Raw genomic sequence first — 18,595 nt, 5'->3', positions numbered from 1 at the left:
GGCGGCGGACGCAGGAACGGCGCTCCACCCAGCCGCCCGCGGCCGATTGGTGTCCATTCCGAAAAAAATTCGGCTCACGACACGGGGTGTCGTGAGCCGGATCCGGTTCAGCCCGTCTCGCGCAGGCTCATTCGCCGGTGAGCGCCGCCTTGGTGCGCGACCACCAGCCGGCCCGCTTCGGCCGGTCGGGATCGGACGGCTCGCTGAGCACCACCGCCACCGGCTCCGGAGCCCGTGCGGGGGCTGCGGGCGCGGGCTCCTCGGCGGCGGCCGGCTCGGCGGAAGGCTGCGCCGGGGCTTCGGCGGGCGCCGCCTCCACCGGGCTCGAGACCGGCAGCTCGACCGCGGTCTCGACGGGCGGCACGGCCGCGGCGATCGCCTCGGCGACGGCCTCGGCGCTCACCGGCTGCTCCGGCTGCAGCTCGGTGATCGGATCGCCGGCCTCGTCGGGCGACGCGTCGGCTTCGAACGCGGCGCCTTCGGACAGGGGGGACTCGGACAGCGTGGCCTCGCCGCCGTCCCGGCCGCGGCCCTCGGCGCGGCCGCGGCCGCCCCGACGTCCCCGGCGCCGGCGGCGGCCGCCGGCATCCTCCTCGCCGTCGGCCGGCGCCGCGGACTCGCGGGCCTGCGCTTCGGCGGGCTCGGCCTCGCCGCCCTCCGTGGCCTCGCCTTCGTTGATATCGCCCAGGATGGCGTCGCCCTCGGCGTCCTCGTCGCCCGCCTCGGCGCCGGCCTGCGCGCCGCGCTCGGCCTCGCCGCCCTCGGGCCGGCCGCCGCGCTTGCGCCGGCGACGCCGGCGGCGGCGCTGGCCGTCGCCCTCGTCCGACTTCTCCGAGCGCTCGGCACCGGCCTCGCGCGCATCCTCGGCCTCGTCGTCCGCATCGGCCTCGCCGAGGGCGTCCTGCGCGAGCGCCTCCTCGGCGGTCTCGTCCTCGGCCTCCTCGAAGCCGTCGTCCTCCTCGATCTCGGAGATCGGCGAGATCGCCACGGCGCGGATCCCGGTGACCGGGCCCTCGGCGCGCTGGGCCGGCTCGCCGCGATCGAGCTGGTAGGCGGTGGTGGCGCCGAGCCGCTCGTCGGCGGCGATCGTCACGCTGACGCCGAAGCGCATCTCGAGCTCGTGCAGGTGCCCGCGCTTCTGGTTGAGGATGTAGAGCGCCACCTCGGTGCGGGTGCGCAGGATCAGGTTGTGGCTCGACGCCTTGAGCAGCGCCTCCTCGATCGCCCGCAGGATGTGCAGCGCGACCGACGCGGTGGCGCGCACGAAGCCCGATCCGCCGCAATGCACGCACGGGATCGAGGAGGATTCGAGCACGCCGGTGCGGATGCGCTGGCGGCTCATCTCCATCAGGCCGAAGGGCGAGATCCGCCCGACCTGGATGCGGGCGCGGTCGTTCTTCAGGCAGTCGTTGAGCTTCTTTTCGACCGCGCGGTTGTTGCGCTTCTCCTCCATGTCGATGAAGTCGATCACCACCAGGCCGGCGAGGTCGCGCAGGCGCAGCTGGCGGGCGACCTCCTCGGCCGCCTCCATGTTGGTGCGCAGCGCGGTGTCCTCGATGTCGTGCTCGCGGGTCGAGCGCCCGGAATTCACGTCGATCGAGACCAGGGCCTCGGTCGGGTTGATCACGAGGTAGCCGCCGGACTTCAGCGTCACGTGGGTCGAGAACATTGCGTCGAGCTGCTGCTCGACGCCATGCTTGGCGAAGATCGGCGTCGGGTCGCGATAGGGCTTCACCACCTTCGCCTGCTGCGGCATCAGCATCCGCATGAAGTCGCGCGCTTCCGCGTAGGCCGCCTCGCCCGAGACCAGGACCTCGTCGAGGTCCTTGTTGTAGAGGTCGCGGATCGCCCGCTTGATCAGCGAGCCCTCCTCGTAGACCAGCGCCGGCGCGGTCGAGGACAGGGTCAGCTCGCGCACGCTCTCCCACAGCCGCATCAGGTATTCGAAGTCGCGCTTGATCTCCGGCATGGTGCGCGAGGCGCCCGCCGTGCGCAGGATCACGCCCATGCCGTCGGGCACCTCCAGCGCCTGGGCGGTCTCCTTGAGGCGCTTGCGGTCGGCGGCCGAGGTGATCTTGCGGGAGATCCCGCCGCCGCGGCCGGTGTTCGGCATCAGCACCGAGTAGCGGCCGGCGAGCGACAGGTAGGTGGTGAGCGCCGCGCCCTTGGTGCCGCGCTCTTCCTTGACGACCTGCACCAGGATGATCTGGCGGCGCTTGATCACCTCCTGGATCTTGTAGTGGCGGCGGTGGCTGCGCGGGCGCTCGGGCAGCTCGCCGAGCGCGTCGCCGTTGCCGCCGACCTGCGAGATCTTCGGCTCGGCGTCGGGATCCTCGTCACCCTCGTCCTCGTCGGACTCCTCGTCGTCGCCGTCCTCGTCCTCGTCGTCCGAATCCTCGTCCTCGTCCTCGTCGTCGGATTCGTCCTCGTCGGACTCATCCTCGGACGCCGCCGGCGCCTCGGCGACGGTGAGGCTCTCGGCCACGGCGACGATCGCCTCGGGGCGCGGCGCCGCGTCGGCGGCCTCGGGAGCGGCCGCATCGCGGGGCGCGTCGGCCTCGGGCGCGTGGGCCTCCGCCGTGTCCTGCGTCTCCGCGGCGGGCTCGCCGATCGCCGTCTCGGGCAGGCTGGCGGATGCGTCGCTTCCCGGCGCGATGGCGCCCTCGGCCGGCGCCTCGCCCGACGCCGTCCCGCCGGCGTGATCCGCGCCGGACCCGGTCTCGTGCGCCGGCGCCTCGTGCACGTGCGTCTCGTGCCCTTGCGTCTCGTGCGCCTGGGCCTCGTCGTGACGGGGCTCGCCGGCCTGGGCGCCGTGCTCGTCCGCGTGCGAAGCCTCGTGCGACGTCTCGGTCGCGTGCGCGACATCCTCGGCGCTCACGGTCTCGTTGAGCTTGGCCGCGGCGGCCTCGGCCCGGCGCCCGCGGACGCGGCGGCCGTTGTTGCGCGGCGACTTGCGGCGGCGCTCCTCGCGCTCGCGGTGCTCCTCGGCGTCGCGGGCCTCGTCCTCGAGCAGCGCCTGCCGGTCGGCGAGCGGGATCTGGTAGTAGTCGGGGTGGATCTCCGAGAAGGCGAGGAAGCCGTGGCGGTTGCCGCCGTACTCGACGAAGGCGGCCTGGAGCGAGGGCTCCACGCGCGTCACCTTGGCAAGGTAGATGTTGCCGCGAAGCTGGCGCCGGTTGGCCGCCTCGAAGTCGAATTCCTCGACCCTAGAACCGTGAACCGTGACGACCCGGGTCTCTTCCGGATGCATCGCGTCGATGAGCATCTTGTTGTTGGCCATGACGAACTTTCGACATGGCGGCGGACGTCGCTCTCCTGGGCCCGTGTCCCGGTGGAGCCTCGCCCGGCCTGAAGGCCGTCAGGGAGAGGGCTCGCGCCGGCCTCGAAACCGAGGCCGCGGGGGCTGAACTGAAGGGATTGCCGTCAACCGCCGCTCGGCGCGCGCTTCCGCTGCGCCTGGGGTTGAACCTGATCGGGGGAACGGACGGATCGGCGCGACGCGCATCGCGCACGCTGACGGCACGGGCAACGGCAATCGATGCTGTGCCTCCGTCCATCTGTATTCCCGACCTCGCGAAAACCATCTCGACCGTCCCGTCATGCCGAGGCGGCCGCGAATTCCATGAAACTCATGCGCCGGGACGAGGCCCGTCGCGTGTGCAGATCCCCGGCCGTCCAGGGCCGCAGCGGCGGAGAAGCGTCGCCGCCGAGGGCGCGCCGTCGCCCGTTCGCGGGCGTCGGCGCACAAACGATCCCGTGAGGACCGGACAGGGCCTGCCATCATTACAGATCGTCGCAGGGCTTTGGCAAGGCCGAGCCGAAACGCCGCCGGAGCGGGTCCGGCGCGGCACGGGTTTCAAAGCGGGCGGCGTGTTCGCGGCGGGCCCGGCGGCCCGCTCCGCCGGCCGCATGGTTCCGGGATCGAGCCCCTTAATCTCGCCGGCTTTGGAGCGCGTCCTGACGGCGTGGCCCCAGCGGCACCGCGGATGCGGCGCCCGGCCGGGGCCGCCGCGATGACGATTCTGCCGGACGACCCCTCGGACGACCCCCTCGGATGGAGCGCGCGAGCCCTTGTTGAAAACCATTGCCCTGGTCGCCTCGGTCGCCGCCTTCCTCGCGGTCCGGGCCCTCGTGAAGTTCCTGCTGCTGCCGTTCCGCGCGCTCCGGCACCTGCGCAAGGACAGCCCGGTCTCGACCTGAGACCCGGCCCTGGCGGCGCGCATGCGCGTGCCGCGGGCAGCGCGACGGCATCGCTGAAATCAGCCGTTGCAAGGTTCGGCTGCGAGGCTCGGCTGCGAGGCCGCCGGCTGTCGCAACCGTGAACGGCGGGGTGCCGATCGCGCCTTCCCGCCGGCACCGGAATCATGACAGATCGCCGCGGGGGCCTCGAGAGCCCGGCCGTGGGAACACCGAATCGATGGCCATCCGAGAGCCGGTGCTGGCGCCCGTCCCGATCGCGGATCTGCGCCCGACGCAGATGACCGTGGGCTACCGGGAGGTCGCCGAGAAGCGCCGGCGCTGGCGCGACTACGACGAGGACAAGCGCGCCGCCTTCCTCGGGGCGCACATGGTGCCGACCCTGCTCGGGCCGAAGAAGCACCACTACGTCATCGACCACCACCACCTCTCCCGCGCCCTCATGGAGGAGGGCGTCGAGAGCGTTCTGGTCACCGTGGTCGCCGACCTGCACCACCTCGAGAAGGATGCGTTCTGGACGGTGTGCGACCACAAATCGTGGGTCCACCCCTACGATGCGGACGGCGTCCGCGTCGGGTTCAAGGAGATCCCGAAGACGATGGGGGACCTCGCCGACGACCCCTTCCGCAGCCTCGCCGGCGAGCTGCGCCGGGCCGGCGGCTTCGCCAAGGACACCACGCCGTTCAGCGAGTTCCTCTGGGCCGACTATCTCCGCCGCCACATCAAGCCCAAGCGGGTCGAGAACGACTTCTCGGCCGCGCTCGAGGAGGCGATGGCCTTGGCCAAGGCGCCCGAGACCAACTACCTGCCGGGCTGGTGCGGGCCGACGACGTAGCCGGGCCGCGCCCGCGTCACAGGCCCCAGTACGGCGCCGCGTTGTAGTAGCGGTGGACCCGTTCCTCCCAGGCGCGGTCCTCGGCCGGATCGGTGCCCTCGGGCGAGCGCGGCGGCGCGTCGCGCAGCTGCGCCTCGGTGATGTCGACGACGTAGGCGTCGTGCTCGGGCGAGAAGCGCAGCACGCCCCAGGGCAGGGTGTGGAACCCCTCGCCGAGACCGAGGAACCCGCCGAAGCTCATCACCGCGTAGGCGACCTGGCCCGAGCGCTTGTCCAGCATCAAGCGCTCGATCCGCCCGACCTTGGTGCCGTCGGGGCGGCGCACGTCGGTGCCGACGACGCGGTCGTGGGCGATCAGGCTGCGGGGCTGCTCGTCGGGGTTCGCGGCCGGGATCTCGGGTGCGGGCGTCATGCGGCGGCCTCGGGCTCGGTGGGTGCGCCCGCGCTCGGCGGGCGCGGCACGGGTCTGCCCGAAAAACGCCCCGGCGGCGGGCGACGTTCCGATCCTCGACGCGCGACCGCCGGACCGGATACACAGACCCGCATGCACAAGCGCCGCCTCGCCCTCCCCGCCGCCCTCGCGCTCGCCTCGGCGCTCGCGGCCTCCGCCGCCCACGCCCAGGACAAGGGCAGCCTCAACCCCAAACCCCTGCCGCCGCTGGAGAATCCCGACGCGCCCTCGACCCCGGCCAAGGCGCTGTTCGGCCGGGTCACCGGCCCGAGCTCCGGCCCGACCCACGCCTACGGCTCCTATGCCAAGGGCTGCTTCTCGGGCGGCGCCGCGCTGCCGATCGACGGGGCGACGTGGCAGGTGATGCGCCTGTCGCGCAACCGGAACTGGGGCACGCCCTACCTCGTCGACTTCCTGGAACGGCTGGCCGGCAAGGCGCCGCGGGTCGGCTGGCCGGGCTTGCTCGTCGGCGACATGTCCCAGCCCCGCGGCGGCCCGATGCTCACCGGCCACGCCTCGCACCAGCTCGGGCTCGACGCCGACGTGTGGCTCACCCCGATGCCGGACCGGCGCATGACGCGGGCGGAACGCGAGGAGACCTCGGCCACCGACATGGTGCGGCCGGACCGCCTCGACATCGACCCCGACACCTGGACGCCGGAGCGGCTGAGCCTGATCCGCCTCACCGCCGAGCAGCCGGAGGTGGCGCGCATCTTCGTCAACCCGGCGATCAAGAAGGCCCTGTGCCGCGAGGCGGACGGCAACCGCGGCTGGCTGCGCAAGGTGCGCCCGATGTACGGGCACAACTACCACTACCATATCCGCCTCGCCTGCCCGGACGGCCAGGATTCCTGCGGCGACCAGGCCGCCCCGCCCCCGGGCGACGGCTGCGGCGAGGAGCTCGCCTACTGGTTCAGCGACGCGATCCTCCACCCGAAGCCGGCGAAGACCAAGCCGAAGCCGCGGCCGCCGATGACCATGGCGGCCCTGCCGGCCGAGTGCCGGATGGTGCTGAAGGCGCGCTGAGGCCCGGTCTTCCGAGCTTGTCTGCCGGCGCGTCGGATCAGGCCAGCTCCTCGCCGGGCGTCGGCTCGGCCGCGGCGGCGCCCGGCTCCGGCGCGGGGGCCGGCGGGGCGGCGGGCGGCTGGTCGACCAGCGTGCAGATCAGGTCGAGCAGGGCCCGGTGCTCCGGCCCGCCCGCGCCGGCGCGCAGGAAGGCGCCGATCGCGGTCTCGGAGGTGCGGCCGCCGGACGACGCGTTCGGCTCGTGCAGGATCACGGCCTCGGCGCCGTCGGCGCGGCGGAGCCACCAGCGGTCGCCGTTCTCGCTCGCGTAGATCAGGCGTCGGTCGGTCTTCATGGCGTCGCTGTCCTGGTTGGCCCGCACGGGAAAGTCGGCGGCCGCGGTTTCGCTCCCGCGCCTCAGGCCCCCGCCTGCCGCCGGTCGAGGCTCTGGGTGAGCTGATCGGCGAACTTCGCCGCGGCGACGGACAGCAGGCGCCCGCGCAGCTGCCCGAGGATCATCACCATCGGGTCGAGGTCGCGCCCGTCGATCGGGCGGCTGACGAGGCGGGGATCGTCGGGGATGCCGCTCGGCACCTGCAGGCTGACCGCCTCCTCGCGCAGCACGAGGTTGCGCAGGAACTCGAGCGAGCTCGATTCGACCACCGGCCCGAGCGGCACCCCCCGCCGCGCCAGGGCCTGCTCGAGGTGCAGGCGGATCGCCAGCGACCGGTCGGGCAGCGCCATCGCGTGGGCGAGGCAGTCGCGCAGGCGCACCGGCCCGGTCTCGCGGGCGAGGGGATGGCCGGCCCGCATCAGCGCGCAGAGCGGCTGGCGGCAGGAATACAAAACGTGCAGGTCGGCCGAGGGCGGCGGCTGCAGCACCAGGGCGAGGTCGGCCTCGAACGCGGTCAGCGCCGCCACCGCCTGGACGTGGTCGCGGACCTGCACCGTGAACCCGACCAGCGGAAACCGCGCGCGATAGGCCTGGACCTCCTCCGGCACCACCTGCGTGACGAAGGCCTGGCTGCAGGCGAGCGCCACGTGCCCGCGCCGGACCCCGGAGAGGTCGGCGATCTGCGAGCGCACCCGCTCGAGGTCGGCGAGCTGGTCGCGCGCGTGCCGGACCAGCAGCTCGCCGGCCGCGTTGAGCCGCATCCCCTGTGCCAGCCGCTCGAAGATCGGCGTGCCGAGCTCGTACTCGATGTCCTGGACCTGACGGGTCAGCGCCGAGGGCGCGATGTTCAGGCGCTCGGCCGCCCGGCGGATCGAGCCGCTTCGGGCGATCTCGGCGATGCAGGCCAGCGTCCGGGTGTGCTTCATCGCCAAGACCCGCTTCGGGCACGGGTCCTGCAACCCGCTCCGGCAAGCCTAGGCCACCCGTTGCCTGAACCGCAACGGCACGATCCCGAACGAGCACTCGTTTGCAACGGTCGGCGCAGCTAGGCTTCGACTCGTCGCCGCCCCCGGAGTGAAGCCATGATCGACCGCCGCACCCTCCTCGCCGGCCTCGGGGCCGGGCTGGTCTCGGCCCCGTTCGTCGCCCGGGCGGCGGAGCCGGTGACGATCCGCATGGGCTCGCTCAAGCTGATCCACTCGATCGCGCCGTACTTCTACGAGCGCTTCACGCCGGCGGGCACCCGGGTCGAGGTGATCCCGTTCGAGAGCCCGACCGAGTGCAAGAACGCGGTGGTCACCAAGTCGGTGGATTTCGGCACCTTCGGCATCGCCTCGGCGACGCTGGGCGCGGCCGCCGGCGAGCCGCTGACGGTGATCGCCTCGACCTGCAACGGCGGCATGGCGATCATCTCCAGGAAGGATTCCGACATCCGCGCGATCAAGGACCTCAAGGGCAAGCGCGTCGCCCTGTGGCCCGGCTCGACGCAGGAGGTGTTCGCCCTCGAGCGCATGCGGATGGAGGGGCTGTCGATCCGGGACATCGTGCCGGTGCGGATCTCGTTCTCGGAGATGCACATCGCCCTGGCGCGGGGCGACATCGACGCCTATGTCGGCGCCGAGCCCGCCCCCGGCGTCAGCCTGTCGAGCGGCGTCGGCCAGCTCGTCGAGTACCCCTACGGCACCGCGATGGGCTCGCTCAACATGGTGTTCGGCACCCACCGCGACACGATCGCGAGCAAGCCGGACCTCGTGCGCACCATGCTGGAGATCCACCGCAAGGGCACCGAGTTCGCGGCCAAGAACCGCGACGCGATGATCGACATGGCGGTGGCCAAGCTCGGCCAGAAGCGCGAGGCGCTGGCGATCTCGGCCCCCAACGTCGACCTGACGTGGCAGCTCGGCCCGGACGAGGTCAAGAAGGCCGAGGCCTACGCCCAGCACATGCTCGCCCTCAAGCAGATCAAGCGCCTGCCCGAGCCCGGCTTCATCGACACCACCTTCGTCGACGCGATGCGGGACGCGTGACATGAGCGCGATGGCAGCGACGGAGGCCGGATCGGCCGCCGCCGGCGACGCGGCGCTCCCCCTCTCCCGTTCGGGAGAGGGTTGGGGTGAGGGGTCCGGTCTGTCCGGAGAGGTCATGCCCCTCGCCCTGTCCCCCTCCCGAACGGGAGGGGGGACCCGCGCTCCACGCCATCGCGACCGGGCCTCGTTCGCCGTGAGCATCCTCCGGCGCCTGACGGCGCCCGCCCTCGCGCTCGCCCTCCCCGTCGCGCTCGCGCTGGTCTGGCACCTCGCCACCGTCGGGAGACCCTACAGCCTGATCCCGCCGCCGGCCGAGGTCTGGACCGAGATGCGGGATCTGGCCGTCGGCGGGATCAACGACGACGCCTTCAGCGGCACGCTGTGGACGCATCTCGCCGCCTCGCTCGCCCGCGTCTTCGGCGGGTTCGCGCTGGCTGCGGCCGCCGCCCTGCCGCTCGGGCTGCTGATCGGACGCGTGCCGCTGATGCGGGCGCTGCTCGACCCGACCTTCCAGATCCTGCGGCCGGTGCCCGTCACCGCATGGCTGCCGCTGGCGATGATCCTGTTCGGGCTCGGGCCGCGCTCGGCCTACTTCCTGGTCTTCCTCGGGGCGTTCTACCCGATCCTCGTCAACACTATCTTCGGCGTGCGCTCGGTCGAGCCGCGATTGTTCGAGGCCGCGGCCATGCTCGGATGCACGGGGACGGCGCAGTTCGCCCGCGTCGTGCTGCCGGCCGCCCTGCCCTCGATCTTCACCGGCCTGCGCCTCGGCCTCGGCTTCGCCTGGGTCGTCATCGTGGTGGGCGAGATGACCGGGGTGCAGACGGGTCTCGGCGCGATCATCATGGAGGCGCGCCAGCTCTCCCGCACCGAGATCGTCATCTGCGGCATGGTGGTGATCGGCGTCGCCGGGTTCGTCTCCGACCGGATCGTCATGGAGATCGGGCGCCGCCTGCTCGCGTGGAGCCCCGCGCATGGTTGAGAACCGGAGATCCTCGGATGGCTGACCCGACCCTGCCGATCGTCGAGGTGCGCGACGTCTCCAAGACCTACCGCGCGCAGGGGCGCAGCACCGAGGCCCTGCGCGGCGCCAACCTCACCGTGCGCCGCGGCGAGTTCGTCTGCCTGCTCGGGGCCTCGGGCTGCGGCAAGTCCACCCTGCTGCGGATCGTGGCCGGCTTCGAGGCGGCCACCGGCGGCGAGGCCCTGATGTGGGGCAAGCCGATCCCCGGCCCGGGCCCGAGCCGCGGGATGGTGTTCCAGGATTACGGCCTGTTCCCCTGGCTCAGCGTGCGCGACAACATCGGCTTCGGCCCGAAGGCGCGGGGCCGCCCGGCCGCGGAGGTGCGCGACACCGCCGCCCGCTACATCGACCTCGTCGGCCTCGCGGCCTTCGCCGACGCCTACCCGCACCAGCTCTCGGGGGGCATGAAGCAGCGCGTCGCCATCGCCCGCGTGCTCGCCAACGAGGCCGAGGTGGTGCTGATGGACGAGCCGTTCGGGGCGCTCGACGCTATGACCCGCGAGCGGCTGCAGGACGAGCTGCTCGACCTGTGGAGCCGCACCGGCCTCACCGTGCTGTTCGTGACGCACGCGATCGAGGAGGCGATCTTCCTCGCCGACCGCATCGTGATGATGTCGCCCGGCCCCGGCCGGATCGAGGCGGTGCACGCGATCGACCTCCCCCGCCGCCGCGACGTGTCGAGCCCCGCCTTCAACGACGTGCGCCGCATGCTCTCGGCCCAGCTCCACAGCCACCATGCGCCGAAGGCGGCCTGAGGTGGCTGCGGCAGCGAGGATCGTATCCGTCTCGGAGCCGCGACGCGGCCCCCTCTCCCAGGGGGAGAGGGTGGGGGTGAGGGGCGTGACCTCTCCGGACGGTTCTCATCCCTCACCCCAGCCCTCTCCCGCCCGGGAGAGGGAGCCCGCGCCTGCTTCGGAGGGCCTGGCGCCTGATCGAACGGCTGCGGCATGAGCACGATCGCAAACCAGAGGCCGGCGACCATGCCCGAGACGACCGATTGGCAAGACCTCGACCGCGCGGCGCTGAGCCGGGCCTACGACAATTCCGGTGCGGTGGCCGACAGCGCCGCCATCGTCGCCGGCTGGCGCGCGCGCAGCGCCGCGTTCCGCGAGCGCCATGCCGAGGCGCTGGACCTCGCCTACGGGCCGGGCGAGCGCCAGCGCATCGACGTGTTCCGCTGCGGGCAGCCGAGCGCGCCGATGCTGGCCTTCCTCCACGGCGGCTACTGGCAGCGCAACGACCGGCGCGGGTTCTCCTGCATGGCCGAGGGGCCGCTGGCGCTCGGGCTCGACGTGGCGCTGGTCGGCTACACCCTGGCGCCGGAGGCGAGCCTGACCGCGATCGTCGCCGAGGCCCGCGCCGCCCTGGCGCTGCTGCGCGCCGATGGCGGTGGGCGCAGGCTCGTGGTCTCCGGCTGGTCGGCCGGCGGGCACCTCGCCGCGCAGGTCGCCGACGGGGCCGATGCCGGGCTCGCGATCAGCGGCCTCTTCGACCTCGCGCCGATCGCCGGCACGAATCTCAACGACGCCTTGAGCCTGAGTGCGGAAGAGATCGCGGCGCTCTCGCCGATCCGCCACCTGAGCCCGGGCGCGCCGCCCGTCGCGGTGCTGTACGGCGCCGACGAGCTGCCCGAGCTCCGGCGCCAGTCGGACGCCTACCACGCCGCCCGCCGCGCCCTGGGGCTGGACGGGCCGCTGATCCCGGTGACGGGCGCGAACCACTTCACCGTGCTCGACGCGCTGATCGACCCCGAGGGCGCGATCGCCCGGACGGCGGCGCGGCTGGCCGGATTGTAGCGCCGACGCTCCCACCCCCTCGTCCTGAGGTGCCGCAGCCGAGCGGGGGCCTCGAAGGAGCCCGCCTTCGAGGCCCGCCGGGGCGGGCGCCTCGGGACGCGAGGCGGGATGGGATCGCTTTCGAGAAGCAACACCGCGAGACGCCATGCCCCCGTTCCCGACGATTCCCGCCCTGCACGCGGCCTACGCCGCCGGCGACGACCCGCGCGCGATCCTGACGGAGGTCTACCGCCGCATCGCGGCCGCCGACGATCCCGGCATCTTCCTGAGCCTGGTGCCGGAGGCGGAGGCCGCAGCGGCGCTCGCCGCGCTCGGCCCGTTCGACCCGGTGGGCAGGCCGCTCTGGGGCATCCCGTTCGCGGTGAAGGACAACGTCGACGTCGCCGGGATGGCGACGACGGCGGCGTGCCCGGGCTTCGCCTACACCGCGACCGAGACCGCCCACGCGGTCGAAAAGCTCCTGGCGGCGGGCGCGATCCTCGTCGGCAAGACCAATCTCGACCAGTTCGCCACCGGGCTGGTCGGCGTGCGCACGCCCTACCCGGTGCCGCGCAACGCCCTCGACCCGGCCTACGTGCCGGGCGGCTCCAGCAGCGGCTCGGCGGTGGCGGTCGCCCGCGGCCTCGTCGCCTTCGCGCTCGGCACCGACACGGCGGGCTCGGGCCGCGTGCCGGCCGGGCTGAACAACGTCGTCGGCTTGAAGCCCTCGCTCGGCAGTGTCTCGGCCCGCGGCATGGTCCCGGCCTGCCGGACGCTCGACACGCTCTCGGTCTTCGCCGGCACCGTGGCCGACGCCGACGCCGCCTTCCGCGCCATGGCCGGCTACGATCCCGCCGACGCGTATTCCCGGCACCTGCCCGTACCCGCCGCGTCCGCGGTCCCGCCCGGCCTGCGCCTCGGCGTGCCGGATGCGCAGGGGCTGGACTTCGCCGGCGACGCCCTGTCCGAGGCGGCCTTCGCCGCGAGCCTCGCCGACCTCGAAGCCCTCGTCGGCGCCGGCCGCCCGGTCGACTTCGCGCCGATGTTCGCGACCGCGCGCCTGCTCTACACCGGCCCGTGGGTGGCCGAGCGCTACCAGGCGATCCGCGCCGTGATCGAGACGCGGCCCGAGATCCTGCATCCGACGACGCGGGCCGTGATCGAGAACGCCGAACACTTCTCGGCGGCCGACGCCTTCGGCGGGCTCTATCGCCTCGCCGAGCTGCGGCGGGCGGCCGACGCGGTCTGGGACGCGGTCGACGTGCTCGCGGTGCCGACCTATCCGCGGCCGCGCACGGTGGCGGACCTCGCCGCCGACCCGATCGGGCCGAACAGCGAGCTCGGCACCTACACCAACTTCGTCAACCTGCTCGACTGGTGCGCGCTCGCCGTGCCCGGGCGCTTCCGGGCCGACACGTTCCCCGCGGGGGTGACGCTGCTGGCCCCCCGCGGCCGCGACGGGCTGCTCGCGGCGCTCGGCGCCCGGCTGCACGCGGCGTCCGGCGTGCCGATCGGGGCGAGCGCCGTGCCGGTGCCGGCGGCGACCGAGCCGGCGGGGCGGGCGGCGGGCGAGGCGATCGAGCTGGCGGTGGTCGGCGCGCACCTCTCCGGCCTCGCCCTCAACGGCGAGCTCACGCGCCTCGGCGCCCGCTTCCTGCGCGCGGTCGCGACGGCGCCGGACTACCGCTTCTACGCGCTGCCCGGCGGCCCGCCGCACCGGCCGGGCCTGCTGCGGGTGGCGGCCGGCACCGGCGTCGCGATCGAGACCGAGGTCTGGGAACTGTCGCCGGACGCCTTCGGCCGCTTCGTGTCCGCCATCCCGGAGCCCCTCGGCATCGGCACCCTGCACCTGTCCGACGGCACCCGGCCGAAGGGGTTCCTGGTCGAGGCCGAGGGCGTCGGCGGCGCCGAGGAGATCGGCCGCTACGGCGGCTGGCGCGGATACTTGGCCCGCGCCCAGCGCTGAGGCCGGCCTGCGCGGGAGAGGGCTACTTGATGCCGGCGATCGCCGCGGCGAGGCCGTCGAGGGAGGTCGCGATGGCGACGGGGGCGGCGCTCTCGCTCCGGCGATAGCGGACGCGGACGGCGGCGCGCCCGGCGATCGCCCGCCGCAGGGCCTCGTCGACGGGCAGGAAGCCGAGGCACAGGCTGGCGTTGCAGCTTTCCAGGCGGATCACGGTCTCCTCGGCGGTGCCGAACGCCAACCCGACGGTGTGGGCCGACCACGCCCCGACCGGCGCGCGCACCACGAAGACCGGCGCGCCGGCGCTGGTGGCGGCGAGCGACCAGCTGAAGGCGAAGACCCCGTCGCCGTCGACGATCGATTGCGACGCGTTGCAGACCCGGCGGCGGCGGCGCAGGTTCTCGTCGCAGATCAGGGTCCAGCCGCCGAAGGCCTGGATCATCCGGCGGGTGTCGCCCGGCGCCTCGCCCGGCGGCGGCGCCCCCTCCGGCGGGTGGACGCGGTAGGCCGGCGCCGCGAACTGGGCGCGCGGCGGGTCGTCGGTGGAGACGGTGCCGCGCATCGCGATCGACCCCAGGGGGCCGTCTCCGCCCGACGGCCCGTGCCCCTGGCCGCACGCGGGCGCGGCGAGCAGCAGGGCCGCGAGGGCCGCCGCCGCGGTGGCGTGCGCGCGCATCGCCGGCCTCAGTTGAGGGTGAAGCTGGCGCCGGCGCCGATCCCGAAGTCGCGGCCGGCGGCGACGCCGGTGGCGTTGACCCGCGCGGACCCGTCGGGGAGCGTGTAGCCGATGCCCATCGAGGCCGCGCCCTCGCCGCGCCACACGCCGCCGCCGGCGGCCATGCTCAGCTTGCCCGGGCGGTCGTCGAAGCGGAGCGAGGCGGCGGCCAGGCCGATCGCCGCGCCGCGGCGCGCCTCCTGGCGGACCTGCCCGACCTCGTTCTGCAGGCCGGCGAGCTGGCTGCCGAAGGCGGTCATCTGCTTCTCCAGCGGCGCGACGCGGGCGTCGGTGTAGGCCGTGCTCGCGGCGTAGCTCGCCTGCACCCGCTGGTCGGTATAGGCGAAGCTCTGCGCCTTCGCGGTCGCGACCTGCGCCGTGACCTGGCCGAGATTGGCGGCGTCGGTCGGCAGCACGCCGGCGGCGACGTTGCGGATCAGCACCGGCTGGTTCGGGTCGCTGCCGGCCAGCGTCAGCGACTGCCCGCGCCCGCCGGTCGCCGGGTCGACGTCGTACTTGACGGCGAAGGTGTCGACCGCCGCGAGCGCGTCGCCGACGCCGGAATACGCCTTGCCGCCGATGGCATAGGTCGGCCCGGTGAAGCTGCCGTCGGCGGCAAAGCCCGCGCCGCCGCCCAGCGCGCCGGCGAGGTTGCCGCCGACCGCGCGGAGCTGGCGCAGGTTGACCGCATCCGTGTCCTGCGTGCCGCCGGCGACGTTGACGATCTGCCGCTCCGCGCCCTCGGCCCCGACCGAGACGGCGCCCGCGGTCGAGGCGACGGCGGCCCCCGAGAACGCCTCGGCGGCCCCCGAGAGCCCGGCGCGGCGGGCGACCGCGTTGGCGCCGAGCGCGACGCCGCCGGCCGCGCTCGCCACCGAGGCCGGGCCGATGGCGACGCTGTCGGCGCCGGTGGCCTGGGCCGCGGCACCGGTGCTGCGCACCGCCACGTAGCGGCTGCCGACGGTGTTGAGGTTGGTCACCGCGGCGTCGAGGCTGCCGAGCGCCGAGCCGACGTCGCCGAAGCGCGAGCCCTGGATCGCGTAGCTCGGTGCGGTCACCGACCCGTCGGCGGCCACGCCCGCGCCGCCGCCGAGGCTCTTGGCCAGCGAGGCGGAGAGCCCGTAGACCTGCCCGCCGTCGACCGCCTCGGTCGAGCCCGCGGCGATCCGGCCGCCGGCGATTCCGGTGAGCGTGCGCGCCGTGCCGTTGCGGTCGGCGAAGCTCACCGTGGTGCCGTCGGTATTGGCGCCAACGGTCAGCCCGCGCGTCGCCTGATCCTGCTGGACCAGGCCGACGGTGCCGTTGGCGACCCCCGCCGACAGGCCCGCGACCGCCTGGTTCGTCGCGTAGAGCTGGCTGCCGTTGACCGCCTCGTTGGAGGCCGCCGACAGCGTCCCCGCCGCGACGCCGGCGACGGTGCGGCCGGTGCCGCCGGCATTGGCGAGGTTCAGCACCGTGCCGTCGGTCGCGGCGCCGATGCTCAGCTCGCGGCTGGCCTGGTCCTGCCGCAGCAGGCCGATCGTGCCCTGCACGATGCCGCTCTGGAGGCTCGCGAGGTTGCCGTTCGTGGCGGCGAGCCCGCTGGCATTCGCCGCCACCGCCTGGTTGGTGTCGTAGAGCTGCCCCCCGGTCACCGCATCGGCCGAGCCGGCGGCGATGGTGCCGTCGCTGAGGCCGGTGAGCAGGCGCGTGCCGCCCGAGGCGTTGCGCAGGGTCAGGCGGGTGCCGTCCGTACCCGCGCCGACGGCGATGTCGCGGGTGGTCGGGTCCTGCTGCACCAGGCCGATCGTGCCGGCTCCGATCGCCGATTGCAGGGTGCTGGTCTGGGCGCCGTTGGCCGCCACCGCCTGGTTGGTGTCGTAGAGCTGGCTGCCGTTGATCGCCTCGTCCGAGCCGGCGGCGACCGCGCCGGCGGAGACGCCGCGCAGGACGCGGCCGTTGCCGGCGCTGTTGCGGAAGTCGACGAGCGCCCCGTCCGTCGCCGAGGCGACCAGGATCGCGCGGCTCGTCGGGTCCTGCTGCACCAGGCCGATCGTGCCGTCGGTGATGCCCTGGCGCAGGGTGCCGATCGCGCCCGCGTTGGTGGCGATGTCGCTGGTGTTGGTCGCGACCCGCAGGTTCGTCGCGTAGAGCTGGTCGCCGTTGACCGCATCGGTCGAGCCCGCGGCGAGGCGGCCGGCCGAGACGCCGCGCAGCGCGACCGCGTTGCCGCCGTTGCCCCGGGCGAGGTCGACCACGCCCGTCGGGTTGTTCGCGCCGTCCGGCACGTACTGCACCGCAAGGCGGTTGGTCGCCGCGAGCGCCGAGCCGACGTCGCCGTAGGTCTGGCCGCCGACGGCGTAGGCCGGGGCGGTGAACGCGCCGGTCACCGGGTTGAACGCGGCGCCCGCGCCGAAGATCTGCATCACGGCGTTGCCGCCGAGGCGAAGCTGGCCGACCGTCGCCGCGTCGCCGTCGGCGCTGCCGGCGGCGAGCCCAGTCAGGCGGCGCGCGCCCGCGGTGCCGGTGAAGTCGACCACGCTGCCGTCGGTGGCCGAGCCGACCGTGATGGTGCGGCTCGCGGCATCCTGCTGGACGAGGCCGATCGTGCCGGCGTCGAGGCCGCTGCGCAGCGCGGTGAGGTTGCCGGCGTTCGTCGCCACGGCCTGGTTCGTCGTGAACAGCTGGCCGCCGTTGACCGCGTCGGTCGAGCCCGAGGCGAGGCTTCCCGGGGCGACGTTGTGCAGGGCGACCGGAGCGCCGCCGTTGGCGCCGACCAGCGTCGCGTCGTTCGAGGGCGTGGCCGGGTTCGCGGTCGTCGGGTCCGCCGACGTGGAATATCGCAGCGGCATCTGCGACAGCGCCACGGCGCCGCTGTCGGTCGTCGCCGGCGCGAGCCCGGTGATGCCGACCGCCGAGCCGACGCTGCCGCCGCGGGTCAGGTCGATGCCGGCGAGCCGGTTGCCCGAACCGTCGGTGTCGTAGCGCAGGCCGAGCTGGTCGATGGCGCCGACGACGCCGGGCACGGTGGCGTAGGGCTTTCCGTTGTAGCTGTAGCTCGGCGCCGTGTAGGTGCCGTCGCTGCCGAAGCTGCCCCCGAGCGCGGTCGCGTTCCCGGCGACGCCGTTCCCGACCGAGCGGAGCTGGCGCAGGTTGACCGCGTCGGTGTCCTGCTGGCCGCCCGCGACGTTGGTGATCTGCCGCTCCGCGCCCGCCGCGCCGACCGAGAGCTCGGTGTTGGCCGAGGACAGGGTGGTCGTGGTGTAGGCCTCGGTGCCGCTCAGGCTGCCGCGCAGCGCCATCGAGCCGGCGCCGAGCGCCACCGAGCGCGCCTTGGTCGCCGAGGCGCCGCTGCCGAGCGCCAGCGCCGAGCCGCCGACGGCGTTGGAATTGTCGCCGATCGCGATGTTGCTGGCGGTCGGGTTGCTGCCGGTCTCGCCGGCGACGGAGAGCCGGCCGAGCGCCAGCGCATCCTGCCCGTAGGCGCTGGCGATGAAGCCCTGGGCGAACGAGAAGTCGCCGACCGCGTAGGATTGCCGTCCCAGGGCGATGGCGACGTCGCCGAGCGCCTGGTTGTTGGTGCCGAGCGACAGGGTCGAGCGGCCGGTGGCGATGTTGGCGTAGCCGATCGCGACGCCGTAGGAGCCGGACGCGGCGTTGTTGGCGCCGATCGCGGTCGAGTTGAAGGTCCCGGTGCCGGCCGCGTTGTTGTAGCCGACGGCGACGCCGCCGGCGGCGCCGACGGTGGACTTCTTGCCGATCGCGGTGCCCGACGGCTGCGCGCCGGCATTGACCTCCCCGGGACCCGGCGGCGTAGTGCTGCCGTTCGCGCCGTTCCGGATGTCGCCCCCGGTCCCGGCCGTCGGGTTGCCGACGCCGTTGGCGTCCCGGTAGTTGATGATGCCCTGGTTGGTCGTCGCCGATTGCGCGGCGGCGCCCGAGCCGATCGCCACGGATCCGGCACCGGACGAGCTCGCGTTGTAGCCGCCGGCGAAGGACTCGTCGCCGCCGGCCGCCGCGTTCGGGCCGACCGCGGTCGAATTCGCTCCGGCCGAGGTGGCGCCGGTGCCGGCATTGTAGGCCTGTGCCGAGGCCGAGCCCGTCGCGGCGAGGCCGAGCGCCAGGGCCAAGGCGGTCGTGGTCAGGAGGTCGCGGTGCAGGCGCGCAGCGGGGCGGTCGCAGGGTCGATGGCTGGGCATGACGGCCGGTATGTCCTCAAGGAACGCAACG

Annotated in this window: 14 protein-coding genes; 8 read left to right on the top strand and 6 right to left on the bottom strand. The window is 74.0% G+C overall.

What is annotated here, in order from left to right:
- Window positions 1-127 precede the first annotated feature (127 nt).
- Window positions 128-3,280, bottom strand: a complete 3,153-nt coding sequence (locus MKK55_RS25480; protein ID WP_243938314.1) for a ribonuclease E/G — start codon at window positions 3,278-3,280, stop codon at window positions 128-130.
- A gap of 791 nt (window positions 3,281-4,071) precedes the next feature.
- Between MKK55_RS25480 and MKK55_RS29135 the strand changes: the two genes are divergently transcribed.
- Together MKK55_RS29135 and MKK55_RS25475 are read left to right on the top strand one after the other, a co-directional pair.
- Window positions 4,072-4,200: a hypothetical protein gene (locus MKK55_RS29135; protein WP_279596363.1), complete on the top strand. Its 129-nt coding sequence runs from the start codon at window positions 4,072-4,074 to the stop codon at window positions 4,198-4,200.
- A 217-nt stretch (window positions 4,201-4,417) separates the two neighbouring features.
- Window positions 4,418-5,032, top strand: coding sequence for a ParB-like protein (locus tag MKK55_RS25475; RefSeq protein WP_147844405.1), 615 nt, complete (start codon window positions 4,418-4,420; stop codon window positions 5,030-5,032).
- Between the two features lie 16 nt (window positions 5,033-5,048).
- Here MKK55_RS25475 and MKK55_RS25470 read toward each other — a convergent pair whose 3' ends face one another.
- The gene (locus MKK55_RS25470) at window positions 5,049-5,444 is read right to left on the bottom strand and encodes a PRC-barrel domain-containing protein (RefSeq protein WP_147729430.1); all 396 of its coding nucleotides are present in this window, start codon (window positions 5,442-5,444) and stop codon (window positions 5,049-5,051) included.
- Between the two features lie 132 nt (window positions 5,445-5,576).
- On the opposite strand from MKK55_RS25470, the gene mepA reads away from it, so the two are divergent.
- Window positions 5,577-6,509, top strand: coding sequence for a penicillin-insensitive murein endopeptidase (mepA, locus tag MKK55_RS25465; protein WP_243938312.1), 933 nt, complete (start codon window positions 5,577-5,579; stop codon window positions 6,507-6,509).
- Window positions 6,510-6,546: 37 nt separating this feature from the next.
- On the opposite strand, the gene MKK55_RS25460 is transcribed toward mepA, so the two are convergent.
- Together MKK55_RS25460 and MKK55_RS25455 are read right to left on the bottom strand one after the other, a co-directional pair.
- Window positions 6,547-6,843 (bottom strand): hypothetical protein, encoded by a 297-nt coding sequence (locus tag MKK55_RS25460; protein ID WP_243938310.1) that lies wholly within the window; start codon window positions 6,841-6,843, stop codon window positions 6,547-6,549.
- Between the two features lie 62 nt (window positions 6,844-6,905).
- On the bottom strand, window positions 6,906-7,808 hold the full coding sequence (locus MKK55_RS25455) for a LysR family transcriptional regulator (protein WP_243937080.1): 903 nt from the start codon (window positions 7,806-7,808) through the stop codon (window positions 6,906-6,908).
- A 156-nt stretch (window positions 7,809-7,964) separates the two neighbouring features.
- Between MKK55_RS25455 and MKK55_RS25450 the strand changes: the two genes are divergently transcribed.
- The 5 genes from MKK55_RS25450 to atzF all read left to right on the top strand — a co-directional run bounded on the left by MKK55_RS25450 (window position 7,965) and on the right by atzF (window position 13,674).
- Window positions 7,965-8,909, top strand: coding sequence for an ABC transporter substrate-binding protein (locus MKK55_RS25450; RefSeq protein ID WP_147728326.1), 945 nt, complete (start codon window positions 7,965-7,967; stop codon window positions 8,907-8,909).
- Between the two features lie 193 nt (window positions 8,910-9,102).
- Window positions 9,103-9,891 carry an ABC transporter permease gene (locus MKK55_RS25445; protein WP_243937082.1) on the top strand — a complete coding sequence of 263 codons (789 nt, stop codon included), beginning with the start codon at window positions 9,103-9,105 and terminating at the stop codon, window positions 9,889-9,891.
- A gap of 17 nt (window positions 9,892-9,908) precedes the next feature.
- Window positions 9,909-10,688 carry an ABC transporter ATP-binding protein gene (locus MKK55_RS25440; protein WP_243938308.1) on the top strand — a complete coding sequence of 260 codons (780 nt, stop codon included), beginning with the start codon at window positions 9,909-9,911 and terminating at the stop codon, window positions 10,686-10,688.
- 192 nt (window positions 10,689-10,880) lie between these two features.
- Window positions 10,881-11,729, top strand: a complete 849-nt coding sequence (locus MKK55_RS25435; protein ID WP_243938306.1) for an alpha/beta hydrolase — start codon at window positions 10,881-10,883, stop codon at window positions 11,727-11,729.
- A gap of 145 nt (window positions 11,730-11,874) precedes the next feature.
- Window positions 11,875-13,674, top strand: a complete 1,800-nt coding sequence (atzF, locus tag MKK55_RS25430; protein WP_243938304.1) for an allophanate hydrolase — start codon at window positions 11,875-11,877, stop codon at window positions 13,672-13,674.
- A 22-nt stretch (window positions 13,675-13,696) separates the two neighbouring features.
- Here atzF and MKK55_RS25425 read toward each other — a convergent pair whose 3' ends face one another.
- Together MKK55_RS25425 and MKK55_RS25420 are read right to left on the bottom strand one after the other, a co-directional pair.
- The gene (locus tag MKK55_RS25425) at window positions 13,697-14,347 is read right to left on the bottom strand and encodes an invasion associated locus B family protein (protein WP_147860114.1); all 651 of its coding nucleotides are present in this window, start codon (window positions 14,345-14,347) and stop codon (window positions 13,697-13,699) included.
- An 8-nt stretch (window positions 14,348-14,355) separates the two neighbouring features.
- Window positions 14,356-18,564: a YadA-like family protein gene (locus tag MKK55_RS25420; RefSeq protein ID WP_243938302.1), complete on the bottom strand. Its 4,209-nt coding sequence runs from the start codon at window positions 18,562-18,564 to the stop codon at window positions 14,356-14,358.
- Window positions 18,565-18,595 lie beyond the last annotated feature (31 nt).

Source organism: Methylobacterium sp. J-059 (assembly GCF_022829485.1).
Classification (GTDB): Bacteria; Pseudomonadota; Alphaproteobacteria; order Rhizobiales; family Beijerinckiaceae; genus Methylobacterium.
This window is presented reverse-complemented; position numbering and strand designations above follow the sequence as displayed.